Annotated in this window: 18 protein-coding genes; 10 read left to right on the forward strand and 8 right to left on the reverse strand. The window is 68.3% G+C overall.

Annotated features, from left to right (window positions below; all coding sequences use genetic code 11):
- Positions 1-15: 15 nt before the first annotated feature.
- Positions 16-285, reverse strand: coding sequence for a hypothetical protein (locus tag FQU85_RS01380; protein WP_145843759.1), 270 nt, complete (start codon positions 283-285; stop codon positions 16-18).
- A 95-nt stretch (positions 286-380) separates the two neighbouring features.
- Between FQU85_RS01380 and FQU85_RS01385 the strand changes: the two genes are divergently transcribed.
- Both FQU85_RS01385 and FQU85_RS01390 read left to right on the forward strand, forming a co-directional pair.
- Positions 381-590: a hypothetical protein gene (locus FQU85_RS01385; protein WP_145843760.1), complete on the forward strand. Its 210-nt coding sequence runs from the start codon at positions 381-383 to the stop codon at positions 588-590.
- A gap of 229 nt (positions 591-819) precedes the next feature.
- Positions 820-1,668 carry a TdeIII family type II restriction endonuclease gene (locus FQU85_RS01390; RefSeq protein ID WP_145843761.1) on the forward strand — a complete coding sequence of 283 codons (849 nt, stop codon included), beginning with the start codon at positions 820-822 and terminating at the stop codon, positions 1,666-1,668.
- Here FQU85_RS01390 and FQU85_RS01395 read toward each other — a convergent pair.
- Positions 1,665-1,949 carry a hypothetical protein gene (locus tag FQU85_RS01395; RefSeq protein ID WP_145843762.1) on the reverse strand — a complete coding sequence of 95 codons (285 nt, stop codon included), beginning with the start codon at positions 1,947-1,949 and terminating at the stop codon, positions 1,665-1,667. The two genes, FQU85_RS01390 and FQU85_RS01395, sit on opposite strands and share 4 nt — an antisense overlap.
- Positions 1,950-2,053: 104 nt before the next feature.
- On the opposite strand from FQU85_RS01395, the gene dcm reads away from it, so the two are divergent.
- A complete protein-coding gene (gene dcm, locus FQU85_RS01400) occupies positions 2,054-3,427 on the forward strand; it encodes a DNA (cytosine-5-)-methyltransferase (protein ID WP_168219916.1) in 1,374 nt (457 codons plus the stop codon).
- 67 nt (positions 3,428-3,494) lie between these two features.
- Here the strand turns inward: dcm and FQU85_RS01405 are convergent, their stop codons facing one another.
- Both FQU85_RS01405 and FQU85_RS13210 read right to left on the reverse strand, forming a co-directional pair.
- Positions 3,495-5,408 (reverse strand): beta-CASP ribonuclease aCPSF1, encoded by a 1,914-nt coding sequence (locus tag FQU85_RS01405; RefSeq protein WP_145843764.1) that lies wholly within the window; start codon positions 5,406-5,408, stop codon positions 3,495-3,497.
- 234 nt (positions 5,409-5,642) lie between these two features.
- On the reverse strand, positions 5,643-5,783 hold the full coding sequence (locus FQU85_RS13210; RefSeq protein ID WP_168219917.1) for a hypothetical protein: 141 nt from the start codon (positions 5,781-5,783) through the stop codon (positions 5,643-5,645).
- A gap of 130 nt (positions 5,784-5,913) precedes the next feature.
- Between FQU85_RS13210 and proS the strand changes: the two genes are divergently transcribed.
- From proS to FQU85_RS01425, 4 genes are all read left to right on the forward strand, one after another.
- Positions 5,914-7,377 carry a proline--tRNA ligase gene (proS, locus tag FQU85_RS01410; RefSeq protein ID WP_145843765.1) on the forward strand — a complete coding sequence of 488 codons (1,464 nt, stop codon included), beginning with the start codon at positions 5,914-5,916 and terminating at the stop codon, positions 7,375-7,377.
- Between the two features lie 90 nt (positions 7,378-7,467).
- Positions 7,468-11,892, forward strand: a complete 4,425-nt coding sequence (gene gltB / locus FQU85_RS01415) for a glutamate synthase large subunit (protein WP_145843766.1) — start codon at positions 7,468-7,470, stop codon at positions 11,890-11,892.
- Positions 11,893-11,934: 42 nt separating this feature from the next.
- Complete coding sequence (locus FQU85_RS01420; protein WP_145843767.1) at positions 11,935-12,924, forward strand: NAD-dependent epimerase/dehydratase family protein; 990 nt, start codon at positions 11,935-11,937, stop codon at positions 12,922-12,924.
- A gap of 36 nt (positions 12,925-12,960) precedes the next feature.
- Positions 12,961-14,019 (forward strand): NAD(P)-dependent glycerol-1-phosphate dehydrogenase, encoded by a 1,059-nt coding sequence (locus tag FQU85_RS01425; RefSeq protein ID WP_145843768.1) that lies wholly within the window; start codon positions 12,961-12,963, stop codon positions 14,017-14,019.
- Between the two features lie 50 nt (positions 14,020-14,069).
- On the opposite strand, the gene FQU85_RS01430 is transcribed toward FQU85_RS01425, so the two are convergent.
- Positions 14,070-15,857 (reverse strand): S9 family peptidase, encoded by a 1,788-nt coding sequence (locus FQU85_RS01430; RefSeq protein ID WP_145843769.1) that lies wholly within the window; start codon positions 15,855-15,857, stop codon positions 14,070-14,072.
- A gap of 90 nt (positions 15,858-15,947) precedes the next feature.
- Between FQU85_RS01430 and FQU85_RS01435 the strand changes: the two genes are divergently transcribed.
- On the forward strand, positions 15,948-17,000 hold the full coding sequence (locus tag FQU85_RS01435) for a glycosyltransferase (RefSeq protein WP_145843770.1): 1,053 nt from the start codon (positions 15,948-15,950) through the stop codon (positions 16,998-17,000).
- On the opposite strand, the gene FQU85_RS01440 is transcribed toward FQU85_RS01435, so the two are convergent.
- The 3 genes from FQU85_RS01440 to purH all read right to left on the reverse strand — a co-directional run bounded on the left by FQU85_RS01440 (position 16,991) and on the right by purH (position 21,752).
- The gene (locus tag FQU85_RS01440; RefSeq protein ID WP_145843771.1) at positions 16,991-17,611 is read right to left on the reverse strand and encodes a class I SAM-dependent methyltransferase; all 621 of its coding nucleotides are present in this window, start codon (positions 17,609-17,611) and stop codon (positions 16,991-16,993) included. The genes FQU85_RS01435 and FQU85_RS01440 overlap by 10 nt on opposite strands.
- Positions 17,604-20,003 (reverse strand): dihydropteroate synthase, encoded by a 2,400-nt coding sequence (gene folP / locus FQU85_RS01445; protein WP_145843772.1) that lies wholly within the window; start codon positions 20,001-20,003, stop codon positions 17,604-17,606. Before folP ends, FQU85_RS01440 begins: the two co-directional genes overlap by 8 nt.
- 174 nt (positions 20,004-20,177) lie before the next feature.
- Positions 20,178-21,752: a bifunctional phosphoribosylaminoimidazolecarboxamide formyltransferase/IMP cyclohydrolase gene (gene purH, locus FQU85_RS01450; RefSeq protein ID WP_145843773.1), complete on the reverse strand. Its 1,575-nt coding sequence runs from the start codon at positions 21,750-21,752 to the stop codon at positions 20,178-20,180.
- A gap of 162 nt (positions 21,753-21,914) precedes the next feature.
- Between purH and purB the strand changes: the two genes are divergently transcribed.
- Positions 21,915-23,285, forward strand: coding sequence for an adenylosuccinate lyase (purB, locus tag FQU85_RS01455; protein WP_145843774.1), 1,371 nt, complete (start codon positions 21,915-21,917; stop codon positions 23,283-23,285).
- A gap of 103 nt (positions 23,286-23,388) precedes the next feature.
- The gene (locus tag FQU85_RS01460; protein ID WP_145843775.1) at positions 23,389-24,543 is read left to right on the forward strand and encodes an acyl-CoA dehydrogenase family protein; all 1,155 of its coding nucleotides are present in this window, start codon (positions 23,389-23,391) and stop codon (positions 24,541-24,543) included.
- Positions 24,544-24,545 lie beyond the last annotated feature (2 nt).

Consider the following 24,545-nt stretch of genomic DNA (forward strand, 5'->3'; position numbering starts at 1 on the left):
AGAAAAGCCGTGCGTCTATCGGTCGGACCGCCACGCGCTGAACCGAATGTACGCGTAGAGCACGAGTCCGGTGAGGCCGAACAGGAGGCCGAACCAGATGAGCATCGCGGCGACGACCTCCGCGAGGTCGTTCTCGAAGAACTTCGCGATACCGAATCCGAGGGCGATGAGGAGGGCGTCCACGAGAACGAGTTTCAACTTGAACTGGTTGAGGTACACCCACTGGAACAGCGGGTTCGGATCCCCCGCGTCCTCCGCCGCGTTCGCGTCTGAGAGTCCAACCATACTCCGACGTACGGCGCAGCGTCGGTATAAGTCCGAGGTTTCGTGGCGCACGGTCGAACGCGGCGTTTTTCATGCTGCGCGACCAACTTCCGAGTATGGCCGCGCCAACGCCGGAGGACGACCGCGGCACCGGCTCCCGAAAGCGAGCGTTCCTCTACATCTCGCCGTTCCTCGCGCTCGGTATCGCGGACGTCGTCCTCCTCCTGCTGTGGGGGCTGGACGGCCTCTGGGGGTTCATGATCCTCCCGCCGATTCTCTTCATCAGCGCCATCGGCTGGATAGCGCTCCGATACGGCTTCGTGTAGGGTCGCTGGACGCCCGTGAATTCGAAGCGCGCCCGGACTCGCTCTCCGTCGCTTCGACCGTCGAACCGCGGGCGTCGGCGATACGTGAAACGATGCGGAGGCCGAGGCCAGCGCCGTCCTCGCTGGCCGGGTATCCGGCGTCGACGGCGCTGTCGCTCCCGGCCGCCCGCTCGCGTGTAGCCATAACTCGCTACAAACCCATTTGCTCGCAGAGTGAGAAGACCGCCCGATGGAACGAGGGTTCGACCACATCGGGAGCGCCGAGTTGAGCGAAGCGACGAAGGCCGAACTGCGGAGCGTCACTGACGGGTTCTTCGAGCGCCCCCTGGAGAAAGCCGGTAATTTCGACTGGGAGGAGTTCAAGCGAAACGAGGCGTTCAAGGCGATCATGATGCCGTCGCCGCTGTTCTGGGTGCTTGCGAACTTCGAGCGGAGTTTCACGCAGAAGCTCGGCCAGCAGATGTACGAGAAGTTCGGGCGCGCGGTGGCGAACACGAACGATGCGGTTGGCGCGGCGGAGACCCAGTACGCCTGCACGAACCTCAACGTCGGCAGGGCCGAGGAAGACCGAATCGAGACCGTCATCTCCGAGTTGGCGGACGGCGAGCGCGACCCTGACTGGGACGCCGAGAAGCGGGAACTCCGCGACATCGACGCCCCGCCCGAGACCCGGAAACCCATCGGGACGGTGACGTGGGACCTCTGGGTGGAGGACTTCCGTGACGGCCGGCCGCTCGCCGCGGAAATCAAGACGCCGAAGCCGAACCGCGACCAGACGATGGAGTCGAAGCGCCAGATGCTGAAAACCGTCGCGGCGTACAAACACCGGGACGCCCCCACCCCCATCTGTCGGTTCGTGTTCCCGTTCAATCCCTACGGCAGTCTCGACGCGTACGAGTGGTGGCCGCCGCAGGCGTTCTTCGACGTGCACGCCGAGGACGGGATGCTCATCGCGGACGGCTTCTGGGACGCCATCGGCGGCGAGGGGACGATGGAGGGCCTGTTCAACTTCCTCCTCGAAGAGTCCGAGGGAAACATCGAGAACCTGAAGCAGTTAGCTGGGGACGAGACGCTCTAGTCCGCAAACGAGAGCGTGAGTTCCGACACGTCGGTCTCGTAGACGACGCCCCCGGAGTCGTTGCGAGTCTTCTCCACGAGAGCGGCGTCGACGAGTTCCTCCAGGTACGTGTGCGTGGACTCGCGGTGGGAGAGCCCGGTCACGTCGCTCGTCTCGGCGTGCACGTCGCGTAACGTCCCGCCCGCCGTCTCCCGGAGCGCGTTCAGGAGTCTGAGCCGCTTCTCGTTTCCGAGCGCAGAGCACACCGTCACGATGGCGTCGTCATCGGAGGCTACCTCCATACTCGCCGGGAGGCGCGGCGCGACAAAAACGCGTGCGGAGTGCGACGGCGAGTGACCGGGTACCCGAAACCTAAATACCGCCACGGCTAATGGGCGGGTACCCGATGAGAGCAATCGACTTATTCTGTGGCGCTGGTGGCTTTAGTGCCGGTTTCGAGGCGGCCGGCATCGACGTTCTCTATGGCTGTGATATCGCGGAGCGCGCCCTGGATACGTTCGACGCGAACCACGACGGCGACGGGCTCCGCCACGATATCAGCGACGGCGTCCCCCCAGAGGTAGCGGACGTCTCCGTCGACATCGTCTTCGGAAGCCCGCCCTGCAAGGGGTTCAGTGACGCACGGGGGTCGCGGCGGCTGGACGACGAACGAAACCAGCTCGTCTTCTCGTTCATCCAGTGGGTCGAGCACTTCCAGCCGAAGTACGTGATGATGGAGAACGTCGCGGGCATGACGACGATTAGCGACGAGTTCCTCGGAGCGATAGAGCGCGAGTACGCGGACGCCGGCTACGCGGTGGACTGGGAGACGCTGAACGCGGCTGACTTCGGCGTCCCCCAGACGCGAGAGCGCGTCATCTACTTCGGCGTCCGCGACGACCTCGACGTGGAACCGTCCCTCCCCGAGGGCGGATACCGGGAGGCGAGCGAGGGTCAACTCACGCTGGCGGGTGAACTGATGCGTGGCTGGACGACCGTCTCCGACGCGCTCGAAGACCTCCCGGAGCCGACCGAGAACGGCGAGGTCAGCCTCCCCCCGCTGTCCGAGTATCCCGAGAACGACTACCTCCCGCTCGTCCGCGACGGCGCCGAGACGACGTGGAACCACGTCGCGAAGGAGCCGTCGGACGACGAGGACACGCGCCACATCGTGGACGAGCTGCGCCCGGGCGAAATGTACCGTTCGAGCCGGTTCGGCGACCGCTACCGACAGGTCTGGGAGGTGCTCGAACATCGGTTCTCCGACGTCGAACAGGACGCCCTCCACTTCATCGCCCGCCACCGCTCCCGGAAGGACTTCCGGATGAGCGGGAAGTCGGTCGGCGCGGTGCCCGACCACCTCATCGCCGACCACCTCGAACACGACGAGGGCAGCGTCTACGACGCCCTCGAACGACTGCACGGGGACGGCTGGATTCGAACCGACGAAGAGGACGACACGCTCGGCTACGACCTGAACACGAAGTCGGGCATCCGCCCGCGGTACATGCGCCTCACTCCCGACGGTCAGTCGAACACGATTCTCACGACCGACTTCAACCCCCGAGACAAGCTCCACCCGACCGAGAACCGCGGGCTCTCCCTCCGGGAGGGCGCGCGCATCCAGAGTTTCCCGGACTCGTTCCGGTTCACGGGGTCGTTCGACGACATCGCCAACCAGATCGGGAACGCGGTACCGCCACTGATGGCCCAGCGCCTCGCCGACCACCTCCTCGACGTGCACGAGCGCGGGAGCCAGCACGTCACGGCGAGCGACTGATCGCGGACGGCGAATCGACTCGGCGTCGTGTGTTGAACCGCGTTCGCCTCCCTCCCCCGGAGTCGGCCTACAGGAAGCGGAAGGTTTCGAGGTTCTTCGGCGCGAACGTCCGCATGTTGTACTCGTGGTAGAGCGCGCTGGAGAGGTCTTGTGTAGAGCGCTCGTCACCGTGCACGCACAGCACTTTCTCCGGACGGGGGTTCATCGTGCGCACGAAGTCTTCGAGACCCTGGCGGTCGGCGTGCCCGGAGAACCCGTCCACGGTCTCGACGTCCATCCGGAGCTTGAGGCGGTCGTTCCGCCCGCGGTCGCCGGGCATCGCTATCTCGTCCCGGCCGGACTGGATGCGACGCCCCATCGTCCCCTGCGCCTGGTAGCCGACGAACACGAGGCGGTTGTCGGGGTCGGGCGCGAGGTGTTCGAGCCAGCTCATGATGGGGCCGCCGGTGACCATGCCGGACGTGGAGAGAATGATGCAGGGGTCGCCGTCCGCGACGTCCTTGCGCTCGTCCTTCCCGCCGTCGATGTGATTGAACTGGTCGGCGAGGAAGGGGTTCGCGTCCTCGTGGAAGATGCGGTCTCGGAGTTCGTCGCGGAGGTACTCGGGGTAGGTGGTGTGGATGGCGGTCGCCTCCCAGATCATGCCGTCGAGGTGGATTGGCATCTCGGGAATGTCGCCCTCGCGCATCGCCTCCTCCAGGACGAGCATGATCTCCTGACTGCGGCCGACGGCGAACGCCGGAATCACGACCTTCCCGTCGCGCTCGTACGTGTCGTTGATGACGCGCTTGAGTTTCTCCTCGGAGTCCTCCTGGTCGGTCTGATAGTCGTTGCGCCCGCCGTACGTTGACTCCATGACGAGCGTCTCGACGCGCGGGAAGTCGTTCACCGCGCCGTTGAACAGCCGCGTGGGTTCGTAGTGAATGTCGCCGGAGAAGGCGACGTTGTAGAGGCCGTCGCCGATGTGGAAGTGGGAGACGGCGCTGCCGAGGATGTGTCCGGCGTTGTGGAACGTGAGCTTCACGTCCGGCGCGATGTCCGTCACGTCCCCGTACTCGAGGGGAATGCAGTGCTTGATGGCCTCGCGAACCATTCCGGACTCGTAGGGCGGATTCCGGCCCTCTTTGGCCGCCACGTCGAGGTAGTCGAGCGTGAGGAGGCCCATCAGGTCGCGGGTCGGTTCGGTGCAGTAGATGGGGCCGTCGTAGCCGTACTTGAACAGGAGCGGGATGAACGCGGAGTGGTCGAGGTGAGCGTGCGTGAGCACGACCGCGTCGATGGAGTTCAGCGGCACGGCTTCCGGCGCCTGCAGGTAGGGCACCTCGCCCTCCGCGCCGGGCTTGTCGCCGCAGTCGATGAGAATGCGGGTGTCGGGCGTGGAGAGGATGAAGCTCGCCCGGCCGACCTCGCGACAGCATCCGAGCGTGGTGATGCGCACGTACTCGTCGTCGGACAGCTCTTCGCGGTGGATCTGGCGGCCGACTTTCTCGAGGATGTCGCGGCGTTCCTCGCGCTCGTGCGTGAGGAAGTTCCGGACGTTCGAGACCGTCGAGGATTCGATGGGGGGCGTGCGAAGGACTTCGGGCGTCCAGCCGGATGTCTGCGTTATCTCGCGGAGCGTGCTCCCGTGGCGGCCGATGACCATTCCGGGTTTCTCGGCCTCGATGACGACTTCGCCGGTGTCCTCGTGGAAGTCGAGGTTCGTGACGCCGGCGTCGTCGGGAATCACGTCCATCACGTCCTCTCGTGCCTGTTCAGGGCGCGTGAGCACGTCCGGATCCGGGCGGACGGTGATGCGTTTTCGGAGTTTCGAGGCGAGGTTCCGGATGAGGTCGCCGTTCTGCGCGAACTTCTTCGGGTCGCGCGTGTACACGACGAGCTCGGGGCCCTCGTACTTGACTTCCGTGACGGTGATGTCCGGCGGAATCTCGTTCGTTATCGTTTCGTGCAGGTCTTCGAGTTGCTGGTCTACCGTACTCATAGTGCGCGAACTGCGGGTTCCGGGTTCCGGCCACCCCACGGTAGTGCGCCGGAATCGGCGCAATACTGACGTGGGGTCACTGACCGGAGATGTGGTATCATCGTGGGAGAGCGGTGCGTCCGGCCGGTCCGGCGCGTCCGCGGGAACAGTGTCTGGAAAACCCGCTTGGTAGTTCCTATCCGCCGCTGATTATAAAAGACTTCGCAATAGGTGTTCGAGAACCGATAGGTCGTCTCAGTCGCCGATGGAGATCTCCTCGTCCTCCATCGTCGGCGGTTCGTCGCTGGCTTCGAGTTCGCGTTCCTCGATGCGGAGGCGGCGCTGCGTCTGCTTGTTCAGTCCCTTCCGCTCGCGACCACGTTTCGTGTCGCCCATACCATGAGTGACGTTCGCATACCACATAAGCTTTCCCGCGGTGACGCTGACCGCTTCCACGGAGCAAGCCGACTCGCACGGCGGGCGGGCTTCACGGGATTTAAGACTGCATACGGCGACGATTCGCGTAATGAGCGACAACGAGCAGGAGCTCGGAATCACCGAGAGCAAGGAGCACAGCCCCGGGGAGTGGTACTCGGAGGTCGTGCGGAAGGCGGGCCTCGCGAGCTACGGCCCCGACTCGATGGGCGGGTTCATCGTCACCCGACCCCGCGGGTACGCGCTCTGGGAGAAGGTCCAGGAGAACCTCGACGAGTGGTTCAAGGGCACGGGCGTGGACAACGCCTACTTCCCGATGTTCATCCCCGAGTCCTACCTCGACAAGGAGTCGGAGTTCGTGGACGGCTTCGACCCCGAGGTTGCGTGGGTGACCGAGGGCGGAAACGAGGAACTCGAAGAGCGCCTCGCCGTCCGCCCCACCTCTGAGTCCATCATCACGCCGTACATGAGCCAGTGGACGCGCAGCCACCGCGACCTCCCCCTCCGACTGAATCAGTGGTGTTCCGTCGTCCGATGGGAAGCGACGGAGACGAAGCCGTTCTTCCGGACGAAGGAGTTCCTCTGGCAGGAGGGGCACACGGCCCACGAGTCCGCCGAGGCGGCGTGGGACGAGACGGTGACGCGGCTCGGGCAGTACGAGAAGCTGTACGAGGACGTGCTGGCGATTCCGGTCATGCGCGGCCGGAAGCCCGAGCACGACAAGTTCCCCGGCGGGGAGACCACCACGACGGTGGAGGCGTTGATGCCGGACGGGAAGAGCCTGCAGGGCGCGACGAGCCACGACCTCGGACAGTCGTTCGCGGAGGCGTACGATCTGACGTACGTCGACGAGGACGAGGAAGAGCAGGTCGCGCACACGACCTCGTGGGGGCTGTCGTGGCGCGCGCTCGGCGGCCTCATCATGACGCACTCGGACGACCAGGGGCTCGTGCTCCCGCCGACGGTCGCGCCCGAGCAGGTCGTCATCGTCCCCATCTGGCAGGAGGACACGCGCGAGGACGTGCTCCAGTACTCCACGGAGGTCGCGGCCGAACTGGAGGAGGCGGGCGTGCGCGTCCACCTCGACGACCGGGACGAGCGCAACCCCGGGTTCAAGTTCAACGAGTGGGAGCTGAAGGGGGTGCCGCTCCGCATCGAAATCGGGCCGAACGAGGTCGACGACGAGGAGTTGACGTTGGCCCACCGGCCGGACGGCGAGCAGTCCGTCGTGAACCGCGAGACGCTCGTGAGCTCGGTGGACGAACACCTCGACACGGTGCAGGAGAAGCTGTACGAGGCCGCCGAGGAGAACCTCGAGGAGAACGTCCGGGAAGCCGATTCGCCCGAGGAGATTCTTGGCACCATCGGGAAGCACGGCGGGTACGTGAAGACGCCGTGGTGTGGTGACGAGGCCTGCGAGCAGGTGATCAAGGAGAAAATCGCCGCGGAAATCGTGATGGTTCCGTTCGACGAAGAACACGAGCCGGATGCGGACGAGTGTACGCTTTGTGGCGAGGACGCTTCGAAAACCGCGTACTTCGCCAAGACATATTAGGGCATAATACGCCCTTGGACGCATCTGATATAGCGTAATACTATCAGGGGTGGGCTTTTCCCTGTTCGTGGCAATCGGTGTCATACACCTATGGGGAACAATGAGCTTCTCGCAGACCCCTCTGACGCCAGCGCGAACTGCGGCGTGGGGGTAGTAATGGACCTCGACGGAGGGCGGAGCCACGACGTGCTCGCGGACGGCATCGACCTCCTCGAGAACCTCGAACACCGCGGCACCACAGGCGCCGAAGAGAACACCGGCGACGGCGCGGGCGTCCTCCTCCAGACCCCGAGAGCGTTCTTCGACGACGAACTCGACCTCCCCGACGAGTACGCCGCCGGCCAGTTCTTCCTCCCCCAGAACGCCGACGAACGCGAATCAGTGAAAGACACCGTCGAGTCCGTCTTCTCCGACTACGGTCTCGACACGCTCGCGTGGCGGGACGTGCCGACCGACAACAGCGACCTCGGCGCGACCGCCCTCGAATCCGAACCCCACGTCGCGCAGGCGTTCGTCGCCGGCGACGCGAACCTCTACGTCGCCCGGAACGCCGTCGAGGACGCCGTCGACCACGAGCGCTTCTACGTCTGTTCGCTCGACGAGGACACCCTCGTCTACAAGGGCCTCCTGAAGAGCACGCAGCTCCGCGACTACTACCCCGACCTCCGCGACGACCGCATGAAGACGACGTTCGCGATGGTGCACGCGCGCTTCTCCACGAACACGCTCGGCGCGTGGCACCTCGCCCACCCCTACCGGAACATCATCCACAACGGCGAGTTCAACACGATCAAGGGCAACGTCAACTGGATGCGCGCCCGGGAGGCCGACCTCGACGCACCGAACCTCAGCGACGAGGAACTCGACGCGATCCGCCCCATCATCGACGACCCCGAGCAGTCCGACACCGCGAGCGTGGACAACGCGCTCGAACTCCTCACCGAGACGGGCCGCAGTCTCCCGCACGCCCTCCGGATGCTGATTCCCGAGGCGTGGCAGGGCGACGACGCGATGGACGAGTCGCGCGAGGAGTTCTACGACTTCCACGCCTCGCTCGTCGAACCCTGGGACGGGCCCGCGCTCGTCGTGGGGACGGACGGGGAGCGCATCGCGGCGGCGCTCGACCGGAACGGCCTGCGGCCGTGCCGGTACGAGGTGACGGAGGACAACCGGCTCGTGATGGGGAGCGAGGCCGGCGCGCTCGACACGCCGGCGAGCGAGGTCGAGGAGCGCGGCCGCCTCACGCCCGGCCAGCTGTTCGTCGCGGACCCGAACGAGGGCCGCGTGATTCCGGACGACGAGGTGTTCGACGACCTCACGGACGAGAAGTACGGCGAGTGGGTGGACGCCGAACAGGAGCACGTCACGGTCGACGACCCGCTCCCCCAGGATCCCGTGGAGAAACTGCGGGCGCGGCAGGCCGCGTTCGGGTACACGCACGACGAGCTCGACGAGCTCGTGGAGCCGATGGCAGTAGCTGGGGAAGACCCGGTCGGCTCGATGGGCGACGACACGCCGCTCGCGGCGCTCTCAGAGTTCAACCGCCCCTTCTTCACGTACTTCCGTCAGCTGTTCGCGCAGGTGACGAACCCGCCAATCGACTACCTCCGCGAAGACCTCGTGACGAGCACGGAGACCCGGCTGGGCCGCCAGCGAAACCTCCTCTCGGAGTCGAAGGCGCACGCCCGACAGGTAGTACTGGACTCGCCCGTGCTCACGGACGACGGCCTCGCGGGCGTCCGGGAGAGCCGCCGGGAAGTCCGCACCATCGACACGACGTTCGACCTCGACGGCAGCCTCGACGACGCCATCACGCGCCTCCGCGAGGACGCCGAGGACGCCATCGCGGACGGCGCGGACGTGCTCGTGCTCTCCGACCGCGACCTGGGGCCGAGCCGTTTGCACGTGCCGAGTCTGTTGGCGACGGGCGCTGTCCACCACCACCTCGTCCGCGAGGGCCTGCGCTCGCGCGTCGGCCTCGTGGTGGAGTCCGGCGACCCGCGAACCGTCCATCACCTCGCGACCCTCGTCGGGTACGGCGCGGGCGCGGTGAACCCATACCTCGCCATCCAGTCCGTCACCGACCTGATGGACGAGGACGCGGACATGGATCGCGCGGTCGAGTCCTACGTCGCCGCGATGGAGAAGGGGCTGCGGAAGGTGATGGCGCGGATGGGTATCTCGACGGTCGCGTCCTACCAGGGCGCGCAGATCTTCGAGGTCGTCGGCCTCGACTCGGCGCTCGTCGAGGACTGCTTCACGGGCACGCCGAACCGCACCGAGGGCGTCGGCGTGGACGAAATCGAGGCCGACCTCCGGCAGCGCCACGCGACCGCGTACGACGACGGCACCGACCTCGACCGGCAGGGCGAGTTCACGAACCGCTCGAACGGCATCTTCCACCAGTGGAACCCGGAGACCGTGCACACTCTCCAGGGCGCCGTCCGGTCGGGCGACTACGAGCAGTTCGAGGAGTACGCAGACCTCATCAACACCCAGAACGAGCAGCTCCAGACGCTCCGCGGCCTCCTCGACTTCGACTCCGACCGTGAGTCGATTCCCGTGGAGGACGTGGAACCCGTGAAGGACATCGTGAAGCGGTTCTCGACGGCGGCGATGAGCCTCGGGAGTCTCAGTCCGGAGGCCCACGAGAACAACGCCCGCGCGATGAACGAGATCGGCGCGAAAGCGAACACGGGCGAGGGCGGCGAGCCGCCGGAGCGCTTCGACACCGACCGCGAGTGCCGCATCAAGCAGGTCGCGTCCGGCCGGTTCGGCGTGACCTCCGAGTACCTCTCGTCGGCGGACGACCTCCAGATCAAGATGGCGCAGGGGTCGAAGCCCGGTGAGGGCGGCCACCTCCCCGGCGAGAAGGTGAACCAGATGATCGCCGACGTCCGGTGTTCGACGCCGGGCGTCGGCCTCATCAGCCCGCCGCCCCAGCACGACATCTACAGCATCGAGGACCTGAAGCAGCTCGTCTTCGACCTGAACGCCAGCAACCCCGACGCCCGCGTGCACGTGAAACTCGTCTCCGAGGCGGGCATCGGCACGGTCGCCGCGGGCTGCGCGAAGGCCAAGGCGGACTGCATCCACATCTCCGGCCACTCGGGCGGGACGGGCGCGTCCCCGAAGACGTCGATCAAGCACGCGGGCCTGCCGTGGGAGCTCGGGCTGGCGGAGGCGAACCAGCTCCTCCGCGAGACCGGCCTGCGCTCGCGCGTGACGCTCCGCGCGGACGGCGGCCTGAAGACGGGGCGGGACGTGGCTATCGCGGCCCTGCTCGGCGCGGAGGAGTTCGCGTTCGGCACGGGGTCGCTCGTCACGTCGGGGTGCGTGATGGCGCGGCAGTGCCACAACAACACGTGCCCGGTCGGCATCGCGACGCAGGATCCCGACCTCCGCGAGCGGTTCGCGGGCGAACCCCAGCACGTCGTGAACTACATGTGCTTCATCGCGCGGGAGCTCCGCGAGCTCATGGCCGACCTCGGGTTCGAGACGGTGGACGAGATGGTGGGGCAGGTGGGCGTGCTCGAACAGGCCGAGACCGACCACCCGAAGGCGAAGCACATGGATCTCTCGCAGGTGCTCGCCGAGCCCTCGGGCGACGACCGGTACAAGACGATGGAGCAGGACGTGTCGTTCGACGACCACCTCGACACCGCCGTCGCCGCGGAGGCGGCGGAGGCGCTCGCGGGCGGCGAACCGACCACGGTCTCCGCCGAGGTGACGAACGAAGACCGAACCGTCGGCGGACGGCTGTCCCACGAGGTGTCGAGCCGGCACGGCGGCGACGGACTGCCCGACGACACCGTTCACGTCGACCTGACGGGAACCGCGGGCCAGTCGTTCGGCGCGTGGCTCGCGTCCGGGCTGACGCTCGACCTCGACGGCGCGGCGAACGACTACGTCGGGAAGGGGCTCTCGGGCGGCCGCGTCGTCGTCTCGACGCCCGCGGACGCCGGGTTCGACCCCGCATCGAACACGCTGGTCGGGAACGTCGCGCTGTACGGCGCGACCGACGGCGAGCTCTACGTGAACGGCGTCGCCGGCGAGCGCTTCGGCGTCCGGAACTCGGGCGCGAAGGCCGTCGTGGAGGGCGTCGGCGACCACGGCTGTGAGTACATGACGGGCGGGGTCGTCGCCGTGCTCGGCGACACGGGCAAGAACTTCGCGGCGGGGATGAGCGGGGGCGTGGCGTACGTCTTCGACCCCGACGGCGACCTCGAAGCGCAGACGAACACGGGCATGGTGAGCCTCGAAGCCGAACTGGACGACCGCGACCGGACGGTGCTCCGGCGGCTGGTGGAGAACCACGCCGCGCACACGGACTCCGAGCGCGCCCGCGACCTGCTCGACGACTGGGACGCGGCGCTCGCCGGGTTCACGAAGGTGATGCCGGACGCGTACCGCGCGGCCATCGAGGAGCGCCCGGAGGCGGACGCCCGCACGGATCTCCCGACCGCGGTCGAGGGCCTCGACGGACGGCTCGGCGCGACCGGGAGCGCGGACTGACCCGGGCCACACACTTAACTCCCGTCCGCTGGTTTTTCCGGTATGGATTCGGCGCTCGTCGTCGGCGGCACGCGGTTCATCGGCCGCCACACCGTGGAGGAACTCGTAGAGCACGACTACCACGTGACGCTGTTCAACCGCGGGAGTCACGAGAACCCGTTCGTGGACTACGCGGACGTCCACCACGTCCGGGGCGACAGGGGGAACGACGAGGAACTGCTGTCGGCGAAGCGCGAGGTCGAACCGGACGCGGTGTTCGACTTCGCGGCGTACCACCCCGCGGAGGTGCGGTCGGCGGTCGAGATCTTCGCGGACGTGGACGCCTACGTGTACGTCTCCTCCGGCGCGGCGTACGCCCGGGACGACATCCCGAAGCGCGAGGGCGTGACGCCCATCGAGGAGTGCACGCCCGACCAGGCCGTGGACGACTCCTACGAGACGTACGGGAACAGGAAGGCGGAGGGAGACCGCGCGGTGTTCGAGGCCGCCGACCGGGGCGTGAACGCGATGAGCGTCCGCCCGACCGTGGTGTACGGGCCGTTCGACTACACGGAGCGCCTCGACTACTGGGTGTCGCGGGTCGAGGAACACGACCGCGTGGTGGTGCCGGGCGACGGGACGAACGTCTGGCAGCGCGTGTACGTCGAGGACGTGGCGAGCCTCCTCCGGCTGGTCGCGGAGAACGGCACGCCCGGGAGGGCGTACAACGCGGGCGACCAGAACTCGATCACGCTCGAGCGCACCGTAGCGGAGATTGAGAGCGCGCTCGATACGGACGTGGAGGTCGTGCACGCGAGCGAACGCGAACTCTCCACGGTCGACCTCGACCCGGCAGACTTCCCGCTCTACCGGCCGTACCCGCACGTCCTCGACACCCACCGCGCGGAGAGCGTCGGCTGGGAGTCCACGCCGGTCTCCGAGGCGATGGAGCGCACGGTCGGCGAGAGCGCGGAGAGCGACCGCGACGGCGCGGACGTGGGGCCGGCGCGCGAGACGGAGGAGCGCCTGCTGGACGTGCTGGACACGGTCTAGGAAAAGGCGTATAGGAGTTCGGGGTGACTGCCCGGTATGTTCGAGAAATCCTCGTGGATCCGTCTCCCGCGGAACGTCGTCATCGGACACGGCGTGCTCGGGGAGACGCGCGCGGTGCTCGACGACGTGCACCTCACGGGCGACCCGCTGGTGGTGACGAGTCCGACGCCGCGCGAGGTGGCGGGCGAGCGCATCGTCGCGCAGCTGGAGGAGGCGGGGCGAAGCCCGTCGATCGTGACGGTCGAGGAGGCGTCGTTCGACGCCGTCAAGCGCGTCATCGAGAGCGCGGAGGACACCGACGCGGACTTCCTGATGGGGGTCGGCGGCGGGAAGGCGATCGACATCGCGAAGATGGCGAGCGACACGCTCGACCTCGGGTTCGTGTCGGTGCCGACGGCGGCGAGCCACGACGGCATCGTCTCCGGGCGGGGGAGCGTGCCCGAGGGCGACACCCGGCACTCGGTGGCGGCCGACCCGCCGCTCGCGGTCGTCGCGGACACCGGCATCGTCGCGGACGCGCCCTGGGAGCTCACGACCGCGGGCTGCGCGGACATCATCTCGAACTACACCGCGGTGAAGGACTGGCGGCTCGCCAACCGATTGCGGAACGTCGAGTACTCGGAGTACGCGGCGTCGCTCTCGGAGATGACGGCGGAGATGCTGGTGGACAACGCGGGCTCGATCAAGCCCGGGCTGGAGGAGTCCGCGTGGGTGGTGGTGAAGGCGCTCGTCTCCTCCGGCGTCGCGATGAGCATCGCGGGGTCGTCGCGTCCCGCGAGCGGCGCGGAACACCTGTTCAGCCACCAGCTCGACCGAATCGCGCCCGGGAAGGCCCTGCACGGCCACCAGGTCGGCGTCGGCGCGATTCTCTGCGAGTTCCTGCACTCGGGCGAGCGCGGGGACTGGACGGCGGTTCGGGACGCGCTCGCGTCCATCGACGCGCCGACAACCGCCGAGGAACTCGGCGTGAGCGACGAGGAGGTCATCGCGGCGCTCACGTCCGCCCACGAGATTCGCGACCGCTACACGATTCTCGGCGCGGGCATCAGCGAGGACGCGGCGCTCGAAGTCGCGGCGAAGACCGAGGTCATCTGAACGCGCCGGCGGCGAGCACGAGACCGGGACGCACCACGAGCGGCCGCTCCCTACACGTGTTCATCGAGGAACGCCACGGTCTTCCGGTACGCCGTGATGCGGTTCTCTAGCTTGCTGAAGCCGTGGCCCTCGTCCTCGAAGACGAGTTTCTCCACGGGGACGTGTTCGGCGGCCTCCTCCGCGACCTGTTCGGCCTCGCCGACGGGGACGCGGGGGTCGTTCGCGCCGTGCATGACGAGCAGGGGCGCGCGGATCGACGAGATGTTGTTGATGGGACTGATGGATTCGAGGAACTCCCGGTCGTCGTCGAGACTGCCGTACTCGGCTTCGCGGTGTTCGCGACGCCACTCGCCGGTGTTTTCGAGGAACGTCACGAAGTTCGCGATGCCGACCACGTCCACGCCGGCCGCCCAGAGGTCGGGGTACTCGGTGAGCGCGGCGAGCACCATGAACCCGCCGTAGGAGCCGCCGTAGGCGACGACCCTGTCGGAATCCACGTCGTCGCGGCCGGTCAGCCACTCGACGCCCGCGGCGATGTCCGTCACGGAGTCCATCCGCTTCTCGACGTTGTCGAGGTTCATGTAGTCCGCGCCGTACCCCGAGGAGCCGCGGACGTTCGGCTCGAAGACGGCGTAGCCGTTGTCCACGAAGTACTGGCGCAGCGAGAGGAAGTAGGGCCGTCGCTGGGCCTCGGGGCCGCCGTGGATGTCGACGATGACGGGGTGCGGGCCGGGTTCGTCGGGAAGGGTGAGGAACGCGGGAACCTCCAGGCCGTCGAAGGACTCGAAGTGCACGAGGTCGGGCGCCGTGAACGACGACGTGGGGATGCCGGCGGTCGCGGCGTCCGTCCACCGCGTGCTCTCGCCGGTCTCGACGTCGAACACGTGGACGTTCGTGTTCTCGGTCGGCGCGGAGACGGCGACCGCGACCGCCTCGGCGTCGGGGCCGAAGCTCAATCCCATCACGACGCCGTTCGGGAGGGCGGGAGTCGCGTGCTCGGTGTAGTCAGGGAGGTCGTAGAGCGTGAGCTCGCTGTAACCGTCCACGTTCCGAATCGCCGCGAGCGTCCCCGAGTCGTGGTCGACGGCGAGCGACTCGACGTTCCAGCCGCCGCCCTCGACGCGGGTGTCGAGGTCGAGGGTGTCGAGGTCGAGTTCCGCGAGGTAGCGCGTGTCCGCGCCGTGGTCGGTGGAGACGAGGAGGGAGTCGCCGCTCGGATGCCACGCGACGCTCCCGTACCGCACGTCGCCGTCGTGGGGCGTGACGTGCTCGTAGTCGCCGGTGTCGAGGTCGAGGACGTAGAGGTCGTGGTCGCGGTTCGAGTGCATCTCGTGGACGACGAGGCGGTCGTCGCTGGGACTCCACCCCGCGACGGTGAGCCAGTCCATCCCGCGGCCGTCGAACACCAACTCGGCGTCCTCGCCGGTCTCGTCGCGGCGCTGGACGTACGCGTCGAAGTCGGCCTCGACTCGCCTGTTCGCGGTGAACGCGAACCGGTCGCCGTCGTGGCTCCAGCCGCCCCACTGGTGGATGCTCTCCGGGGCGTCCGTCAGCGCGACGTCCTCGCTGCCGTCCGCGCTCAGGCGGAACAGCTGGGTCTTCTCGTTTCCGCCCTCGTCCATCCCGTAGACGAGTTCCTCGCGGGTGGGCGAGTAGGCGGCGAAGGAGACGGACTCCTCGTGGAAGGAGAGCTGGTCGGGCCACGCCTCGGCGGCGTCGAGCTGCCAGACCTGGTTCGTTCCCGTGGTGTCCATCAGGAACGCGAGCCGGCCGTCCGGGCCGAAGGAGGGGCCGCCGGCGCTCCGGATGTTGAGGTAGCGTTCGATGTCGTACGCCATACCGATGGGTGCGAACCGAGGGAGAAAGCCGTTCGGGTGGCGGAACCCGAACCGTGAAACCTTTTATGCGCACCTCGAATCCTCTCGTGTATGCGCGTGGCGTTCGTCGCGGACCACACCGTCCACCACGAGACCGCCCCGGAGTCCGCCGAACGCCTCGACCGCCTCGCCGACATCCTGGTCGCGCGCGGCCACGACGTGTCCGTCCTCTGCAGTCAGTGGTGGGAGGGCGACGTGGACGAGTTCGAACGCGACGGCATCGCGTACGTCGCCGTCACCGACGACCCCGACGACTGGAAGTTCCCGGTTCGGCTGCCGGGCGCGCTCCACGAAGTAGACCCGGCGGTCGTGCACGCGTTCGGGCCGCCGGCTCACCTCGCCGCCGCCCGCGTCGGCGCGCTCGGCGACACCGCGCTCGTGAGCGACGTCTTCGACGCGCCCGACCGGGGCGTGCTCGCCGACCGCTGTCTGCGGTTCGCGGCCGGCGGCGGCCCCGTCGTCGTCCCCGCGCGCACCGTCGCCACCGCGCTCCGCGAGGCCGGCGTCCCCGCCTCGGCGCTCGCGACGCTCGGAAACCCCATCGAGATGGATCGCATCCGAACCACCGACGCCGAACCGTGCGGCGACATCGTGTACTCGCGGCGGCTGGACGAGGACGCGAACCTCGAAAGCCTCCTGCTCGCGCTCGCGGAGTTCCGCGAGTACGACTGGAGCGCGACCGTCATCGGGGACGGCCCCGAGCGCGCGAACTACGAGCGCCAGGCTCGCGACCTCCGCATCGACGACCGCGTCGAATTCGTCGGCGAGAAGGACGTATCGGAGCGGATTGCGCTGTTCACGGACGCGCACGTCTACGTGCACACGGCGCGCCGGACGACGTTCGCGACCGACCTCTTGCGCGCGCTCGCCTGCGGCTGCGTCGGTATCGTGGAGTACCACGCGCAGTCGAGCGCGCACGAGCTCGTCGAGCAGGAACCCCGGGGGTTCCTCGCGACGAACGACGAGGAGATAACGGAACGCCTCGCGGAAGCCGCGGACATCCCCCGCGAGGACGTGTCGGAGCGGTTCGCCGACCGCGACGAGGCGACGTTCGCGGAGACGTACCTCGACTTCTACCGAACGGGCGGCGCGGGCTACGACTGACGCAGGCGGAGGTGGCGGAACTCTCCGCCGAGCGAATCCCCCACGTCTTCTTCCGCGCGGATTTCGAGGCCGGCGTCCCGCACCAGGTCTCGCGTGTCTTCGAGGTCGGGCCAACTCCACGCCATCTCGACGCCCGCGTCGAGCCAGTCCGCGTTCGCGCCCGTCCACGCGTCGTGGCCGGTGACGACGACGGCGTCGCCGCCGGGGCGGAGGACGCGCGCGAGTTCCGCGTAGAAACCGCCGTGATCCGCGGAGGGAACGTGAATCACCGAGTACATCGCGGTCGCGGCGTCGAACGCGTTCGCGTCGAACGGCAGGCGAGTCATGTCGGCGTGCGCCACGCCGTCGGCGTGCTCGCGCGCTCGCTCGACCTGCTCGCGGGAGATGTCGATGCCGACGCCCGTGGCGTCGGCGGGGAGGGAGTCGAGGACGAGGTCGCCCGCGCCGCAGCCGGCGTCGAGCACGCGCGCGCCCTCGGGGAGGTCGGAGAGCAGGCGGGCGAGCAGGTCTGGGTCGTCGTCACCGGCGTCGCGCTGGGCGGCGTACGCCTCCGCGAGGCCGTCGTAGCCGTCCATCACGCGCCGCCGGAGGTCGAGGGTGTCGTCAGGCATCGTCGCTCCCCCGGCGAACCGCGTCGGCGACCCGGACGGCGGCGACGTTCTCCGCGGCGTCGTGGACGCGCACGATGTCCGCGCCGCGATCCGCGGCGAGCGCCGTCGCGGCGACGGTCGCGTACCCGCCCTCGTCGGGATAGCGCTCGACGCGGTCGAACATGGACTTGTGGCTGTGCCCGACGAGCACGGGACAGCCGAGCGCGCGGAACTCCGGGGTGCGGTCGAGAATCTCGAAGTTCTCGCCGACGGACTTCCCGAACCCGATGCCGGGGTCGACGATGATTTTCTCCCGCGGTAGCCCGGCTTTCTCGGCGAGCAGCACGCGCTCGCGGAGTTCGTCGAGCACGTCGTCCACCACGTCGTCGTACGTGACTGATTCGCCCGGCTCGACGGGCGCGTGCAGCGAGTGCATCACGACCAGTGGCGCGCCGTACTCGGCGGCGACGAACCGCATCTCGGGGTCGCCCAAGCCGGTCACGTCGTTCAGGATGTCCGCGCCCGCCTCCAGCGCGGCGCGCCCGACCTCGGCCTTCATCGTGTCCACGCTCACGAGCGCGTCGAGGTCGCTGATGCGCTCGATGACGGGGACGATGCGGTCGATTTCCTCGGACGCGGACACAGGCTCCGCGCCGGGCCGCGTGGACTCGCCGCCCACGTCGATGACGTCCACGCCGGCGTCCACGAGCTCCTCGGCGCGCTCGACAGCGTCCGCGACCGCGCGGTACTCGCCGCCGTCGTGGAAGGAGTCCGGCGTGACGTTCAGGATGCCCATCACGGCCGTGCCGTCCCCCCACGGGTACGCCGGGGTCTCGTTCTCGAAGGAGGCGCGGAGGTCGTCCGCGACCGCGGACAGGCCGTCGCCGGCCGCGTCGAGGCGCTCGCAGAGCGCGCTGAAGGTCGCGCGCGACCCGGAGAGCGTCACGTCGAGGTAGTTCCCGGGCTGGCTGCGGAGCGCGGACACGTCGCACGCCCCGCCGACGGCGGTCATCAGCGTCTCCACGCGCGCCGCCCGCTCCTCGCGGAGCCGAACCGCTCGGGTGGCCGCGACGTGGTCGGCCGGATTTCCGTGGGGGGCGTCGCCGGCGTCGAGCGCGCGGCCGGCGTCCCGGGTATCGCGGACGACGCGGGGCGTGGCAGTGCGCGTCCAGCGCCGCCGCGCCTCCGCGACGGCGTACAGCGATCCCGTGACGAGCACGAGGGCGTCGGAGTGGGCGGCGTCGAGGCCCGTTTCGACGGCGGATTCGACGTCCTCCACGACCTGAACGTCCTCGGTACGGGTCTCGAAAACGCGGGCGAGCACGTCGGGGTCTTCGGCGCGCGGCGTCGCGGGTTCGCACGCGACGACGGTGCCGGGGTCGGGGAGCGCGTCCGCCATCCCCGCGTGGTCTTTGTCGTTCATCGCGCCCAGCACGAGCACGAGGTCGTCGTAGTCGTACTCCGCGAGAACGTCGGCGAGCGCGTCGCACGCGCCGGGGTTGTGCGCGCCGTCGAGCACGGTCAGGGGCGAGTCGTCCATCACCTCGAACCGCCCCGGCCAGTGCGCGCCCCGGACGCCGCGCGCGATAGTCTCGGAGTCGGCGTCCGCGAGCTGTCGGGCGAGCACGGCCGCGACGCCCGCGTTCTCCGCCTGATGCCGACCCGGGTGGGGGAGGCGCGCCGACACCGACCAGTCACGGCCCTGGATGTCAACCGCGGCCTCCGCGAGGCCGACCCGGCCGCCGTACGAGACGGTCACGTCCTCGCCGACGACGACCGTGTCGCCGGCCTGCTCCCGGATCGCGTCGAGCGCGTCTCCTATCGCGGCGGTGACGAGGGGGCGGGCGGCGGGCGCGACGTGCGCCTTGTCCCGCGCTATCTCCTCGACGGTGTCCCCGAGCACGCTCTGGTGTTCGAGCGTCACGCTCGTCACCGCCGACGCCGCGGGGTCGACGACGCTCGTCGCGTCGTACTTTCCGCCGATACCGACTTCGAGCACCGCCACGTCCACGTCCTCGCGGCCGAAGTGCCAGAGCCCCATCGCGGTCACCGCCTCGAAGAACGTCGCCGGGTCGTCGGCGGCCGCGCGCTCCACGATGTGGGGTTTCGCCGCCTCGACGAACGCCGCGAGCGCCGACTTCGGCATCTTCCGGCCGTTCACGCGAACGCGCTCGCGAACGTCGTCGAAGTGCGGGGACGTGAACAGCCCGACGTCCAGGCCCGCCTCCCGGAGGACGGACTCCAGCATCCGCGCCGTACTCCCCTTCCCGTTCGACCCCGCGATCTGGACGTACGCCGGCCCCTCGTGCGGGCTATCGAGCGCGTCCAGCAGGTCGGCCGTCGAGTCCGTCCCCGCGCGCGGCCGGTACCGCTGGAGGTCGAGCAGGAAGTCCGCAGCCTCGTCGTAACGCATACACCGAGACCTCACCGGGCGGCCGCAAAGGCCTGTCGAACCGCGCCCTCAGCGACCGTCGAGACGCCAGCACTCAGTCGTGCCGGAACGCTCGATTGCCCGTGACCACCCACGCTCGCCTCGCTCGCACCGCTCGCTCGTCGCCCTTGGAGATTCCGCCAGGCTAGAAAATAGTCAGTCGTGGCGGAACGCCCGGTTGCCCGTGAACACCATCGCGATGCCGTGGTCGTCGGCGGCCTCGATGACGTCGTCGTCGTTCACGCTGCCGCCGGGTTGAATCACGGCTTCGATGCCGGCGTCGGCGGCCTCCTCGATGCCGTCCGGGAACGGGAAGAAGGCGTCCGACGCCATCACCGCGCCGTCTGCGGACTTGCCTTCGGCGTGTTCGTCGGCCTTCATCGCGGCCAACCGGACGGCGTCTACGCGGGAGACCTGGCCCATGCCGATGCCGACGGTCTCGGTGCCCTGCGCGAACAGGATGGCGTTCGACTTCACGTGCTTGATGGTCTGCCACGCGAACAGCATCGACTCGATCTGGTCGTCGGTGGGTTCGCGGTCGGTGACGACGTCGAGGTCGTCGGCGGTGAGGGACTGGCGGTCGCGTTCCTGGACGAGGCGGCCGCCCGTCAGGGGTTTCTCGGTGAAGCGCTCGCTGTAGCCGTCCAGACTCCCGACGTCGAGCACGCGGAGGTTCTTCTTCCCGGTGAGCACGTCGAGCGCGGCGTCGGTGTAGCCGGGCGCGACGACGACCTCCTTGAAGGAGTCCACGATCTGTTCCGCGGTGTCGGCGTCGCACTCGCGGTTGAGCGCGACAATCCCGCCGAACGCGCTCATCGGGTCGGTGGAGAGTGCGTCGGCGTACGCGTCGCTGAGGGTGTCGGCGGTCGCGCAGCCGGCGGGGTTGGTGTGTTTGATGACGGCGGCGGCGGGCTCGTCGAACTCCTTGATGAGGTCGAGCGCGCCGTCCGCGTCGTTGTAGTTGTTGTAGGAGAGCGCCTTCGCGCCCTCGTTCAGCTGGGGCGCGCCGACGACGCTCGCCTCGCTGGTGGTGCGGTCGCGGTAGACGGCGGCGTCCTGATGGGGGTTCTCGCCGTACCGGAGTTCGCTGTGGCGGTCGTCGGAGGCGAGGCGGCGCACGGGGAAGTCGCCGTCGGCGTCCGCGGGAATGCTGACTTCGCCGTTCTCGACGGTGAGGTCGCCGTCGCGGAACCACTGCACGGCGCGCGGGTACGCCTCGAACTCGGCGTCGTGGAGCACGCGCTCCTTCAGGGCTTGCGCGTCGTCGTCGTCGAAGACGGGGACGGGTTCCTGGGTGACGATTGGACCGCCGTCCACCTCCTCGGTGACGACGTGAACGGTGCAGCCGGTGACGCGGACGCCCGCGTCGAGCACTTGCTGGTGGGCGTTCATCCCGTCGAAGGCGGGGAGGAGGCTCGGGTGGACGTTCAGCGTCAGGGGCGCGGCGTCGAGGAAGGTGTCGGTGAGGACGCGCATGTACCCGTCGAGGCAGACGAGGTCGAAGTCGTAGTCGGCGAGCGCGTCGAGCACGCGTTCCTCGTGGGATTCGCGGGACTCGCCGTCGTCGCGTTCGACGACTTCGGCGGGGACGCCGCGGTCGGCGGCGGCGTCGAGGACGGGCGCGTCGGCGCGGTTCGTCAGCACGACGCCGAGTTCCACGTCGTCGAGCGTGTCCGCGATGTTCCGGAGGTTGCGGCCGCGGTTCCCGGCGAGACCGGCGATGGTGGTCATGGGTGAGTCCGGGCGCGCGCGCCGCAAAGTAATTGCGGTTCCACGCGACAGAGTATGCAGGGACGCGGATAGAAACACGGATACTTCCGCTCTTTCGCACCCGGTGTATGCACTCTCGTGAGGTTTCGACACGCCTTTGGCGGGCGGGCGTCACCCTCCGTCATGAACCCGCTGTACGCCGTCAGCCCCCTGGACGGCCGCTACGCCCGCCGAACACGCCCGCTCGCCGAGTACGCGAGCGAAGCCGCGCTGATGCGCGCCCGCGTCGAAGTCGAAGTCAAGTACCTGCTCGCGCTCGCCGACCTCGACGAGATCCCACTCGACTTCACGGACGACGAGGCGGCGGCGCTCCGCGACCGCTACGACGCGTTCGACGAGGCGGACGCGGAGCTCGTGAAACAGATCGAGACGGAGGGATACGGCGAGTATTCCGCGACGAACCACGACGTGAAGGCCGTCGAGTACTTCGTCCGCGAGGGCGCGCCGGAGCGCGCACACTCCTGGATTCACTTCGGCCTCACGAGCGAGGACGTGAACAACCTCGCGTACCGCATTCTGGTGCGGCCCGCCGTCGAGGACGTCCTGCTCCCCGAACTGCGGGAGGTGCGGGACGAACTCGTGGAGATGGCGCACCAGCACGCGGACGTGCCGATGCTCGCGCGGACGCACGGCCAGCCGGCGACCCCGACGACGTTCGGGAAGGAGATGGCGGTGTACGCGAGCCGGCTCGGGCGCGCGCTCGGCCGCGTCGACGGCGCGCTCGACGGACTGGCGGGGAAGCTCGCGGGCGCGTCCGGAACCTACGCCGCGCACCGCGCCGCCTACCCCGACGTGGACTGGCGGGCATTTAGTAGGGAGTTCGTCCACGAGCTCGGCCTCCAGCACGCGAGCCACGTCACGCAGGTGAACCCGAGCGACGACCTCTCCGAGCTGTTCGACGCGCTCAGCGGCGTGAACGACGTGCTCCTCGACCTCGACCGGGACGCCTGGCGCTACGTCTCCGATAAATACCTCGGACAGGAAGCCACCGAGGGCGAGACCGGGAGTTCGACGATGCCGCACAAGGTCAACCCCATCGACTTCGAGAACTCCGAGGGCAACCTCTCGAAGGCCAATTCGGATCTCGAATTCCTCGGGGACTACCTGACGAAGAGCCGGCTCCAGCGCGACCTCTCCGACTCCACGGTGAAGCGGAACATCGGGGGCGCGTTCGCGCACTGTCTCATCGGCTACCTCAAGCTCGAAGACGGCCTCGGGAAGGTCGTGCCGAACCCCGAGGTGATGCGCGCCGACCTGGACGACACGCCGGAAGTCATCGGGGAGGCCGTGCAGACGATTCTCCGCCGGGAGGGACACAGCGACGCCTACGAGCGCGTGAAGGCGCTGACGCGCGGCCGCCGCGTGACCATCGAGGACTTCCACGAGCTGTTCCGCGACCTCGACGTTTCCGACTCCGTGCGGGAGGAGTTGCTCGCGCTCACGCCCGCCTCGTACACGGGCTACGGCGCGGAGCTGGCGCGCGACGTGGAGTAAGTCGACCGCACGCGAGCGGCCGTGAACCCGCTGGGGAATGAACTCCGTGTCCGTTTCCGGCAGTTCCGGAGGGCCTAAGCCCGCGTGTGGGAAGAACTCTCGTATGGATTTCGAGCTATCCGACGAGCAGGAAGCGATTCGAGAGGAGGTTCGGCGGTTCGCGGAGAACGAGATCGCGCCCGTCGCCACCGAGTACGACGTGGAGGAGAAGTACCCCTACGACGTGATGGAGAAGGCCGCGGAGATGGGGCTGACGGGTTCAAGCATCCCCGTCGAGTACGGCGGCGCGGGTTACACGCCCCTGGAGAACGCCATCATCATCGAGGAGCTGTTCAGTTACGACCCGGGTATCGCGCTCTCCATCACGAGCGCGGCGTTCGGCGCGGACGCCATCCGCGAGTTCGGCACCGACGAACAGAAAGAGGAGTACCTCGCGCCCATCGCGGAAGGCGACGCCGTCATGGGAACCGCCATCTCGGAGCCCGACACGGGCAGCGACGTGTCCGCCGTCTCCACGCGCGCCGAGAAGGACGGTGACGAGTACGTCCTCAACGGCAACAAGATGTGGATCACGAACGGGTCCGTCGGGGACTACTTCGTCGTGATGTGCAAGACGGATCCCGACGCCGACGACCGGTACTCGGGCTTCAGTCAGATCATCGTGGAGTCCGACCGCGAGGGCTTCAGCGCGGAGAAGATCACGGGCAAGCTCGGGATTCGCGCGAGCGACACCGCGGAACTCATCTTCGACGACGTGCGCGTCCCCGAGGAGAACCTCGTCGGCACGGAGGGCATGGGCTTCCTCCAGTTGATGCAGTTCTTCGACGAGACGCGGACGATGGTCGCCGCGCAAGCGGTCGGCATCGCGAAGGGCGCGTGCGAGCGCGCGCTCGACTACGCGCAGGAGCGCGAGCAGTTCGGGAAGTCCATCGGCGAGTTCCAGGCCATCCAGCACAAGCTCTCCGAGATGCACACGAAGACCGAGGCCGCGCGCAACCTCACGTACAAGTCCGCGTGGAGCGTGGACAACGCGGACGACCAGCTCACCGCGCTCGCGTCGATGGCGAAGGAGTTCGCGTCGAAGACCGCGGTCGAGTGCGCGGACGAGGCCGTCCAGATTCACGGCGGCGCGGGCTACGTCAACGACTTCGACGTCGAACGCCTCTACCGCGACGCGAAGATCACCCAGATTTACGAGGGAACCACGGAGATCCAGAAGAACATCATCGCCCGCGAACTGATGGGGAAGGGCTTCTAGGG

Origin of the sequence: Salarchaeum sp. JOR-1, from assembly GCF_007833275.1 — an archaeon.
Taxonomy (GTDB): Archaea; Halobacteriota; Halobacteria; order Halobacteriales; family Halobacteriaceae; genus Salarchaeum.

What these genes read in the sequence shown, in the direction of transcription:
- FQU85_RS01380 (WP_145843759.1), bottom strand. Translation starts at nt 285, where the DNA reads ATGGTTGGACTCTCAGACGCGAACGCGGCGGAGGACGCGGGGGATCCG.
- FQU85_RS01385 (WP_145843760.1), top strand. Translation starts at nt 381, where the DNA reads ATGGCCGCGCCAACGCCGGAGGACGACCGCGGCACCGGCTCCCGAAAG.
- FQU85_RS01390 (WP_145843761.1), top strand. Translation starts at nt 820, where the DNA reads ATGGAACGAGGGTTCGACCACATCGGGAGCGCCGAGTTGAGCGAAGCG.
- FQU85_RS01395 (WP_145843762.1), bottom strand. Translation starts at nt 1,949, where the DNA reads ATGGAGGTAGCCTCCGATGACGACGCCATCGTGACGGTGTGCTCTGCG.
- dcm (WP_168219916.1), top strand. Translation starts at nt 2,054, where the DNA reads ATGAGAGCAATCGACTTATTCTGTGGCGCTGGTGGCTTTAGTGCCGGT.
- FQU85_RS01405 (WP_145843764.1), bottom strand. Translation starts at nt 5,408, where the DNA reads ATGAGTACGGTAGACCAGCAACTCGAAGACCTGCACGAAACGATAACG.
- FQU85_RS13210 (WP_168219917.1), bottom strand. Translation starts at nt 5,783, where the DNA reads ATGGGCGACACGAAACGTGGTCGCGAGCGGAAGGGACTGAACAAGCAG.
- proS (WP_145843765.1), top strand. Translation starts at nt 5,914, where the DNA reads ATGAGCGACAACGAGCAGGAGCTCGGAATCACCGAGAGCAAGGAGCAC.
- gltB (WP_145843766.1), top strand. Translation starts at nt 7,468, where the DNA reads ATGGGGAACAATGAGCTTCTCGCAGACCCCTCTGACGCCAGCGCGAAC.
- FQU85_RS01420 (WP_145843767.1), top strand. Translation starts at nt 11,935, where the DNA reads ATGGATTCGGCGCTCGTCGTCGGCGGCACGCGGTTCATCGGCCGCCAC.
- FQU85_RS01425 (WP_145843768.1), top strand. Translation starts at nt 12,961, where the DNA reads ATGTTCGAGAAATCCTCGTGGATCCGTCTCCCGCGGAACGTCGTCATC.
- FQU85_RS01430 (WP_145843769.1), bottom strand. Translation starts at nt 15,857, where the DNA reads ATGGCGTACGACATCGAACGCTACCTCAACATCCGGAGCGCCGGCGGC.
- FQU85_RS01435 (WP_145843770.1), top strand. Translation starts at nt 15,948, where the DNA reads ATGCGCGTGGCGTTCGTCGCGGACCACACCGTCCACCACGAGACCGCC.
- FQU85_RS01440 (WP_145843771.1), bottom strand. Translation starts at nt 17,611, where the DNA reads ATGCCTGACGACACCCTCGACCTCCGGCGGCGCGTGATGGACGGCTAC.
- folP (WP_145843772.1), bottom strand. Translation starts at nt 20,003, where the DNA reads ATGCGTTACGACGAGGCTGCGGACTTCCTGCTCGACCTCCAGCGGTAC.
- purH (WP_145843773.1), bottom strand. Translation starts at nt 21,752, where the DNA reads ATGACCACCATCGCCGGTCTCGCCGGGAACCGCGGCCGCAACCTCCGG.
- purB (WP_145843774.1), top strand. Translation starts at nt 21,915, where the DNA reads ATGAACCCGCTGTACGCCGTCAGCCCCCTGGACGGCCGCTACGCCCGC.
- FQU85_RS01460 (WP_145843775.1), top strand. Translation starts at nt 23,389, where the DNA reads ATGGATTTCGAGCTATCCGACGAGCAGGAAGCGATTCGAGAGGAGGTT.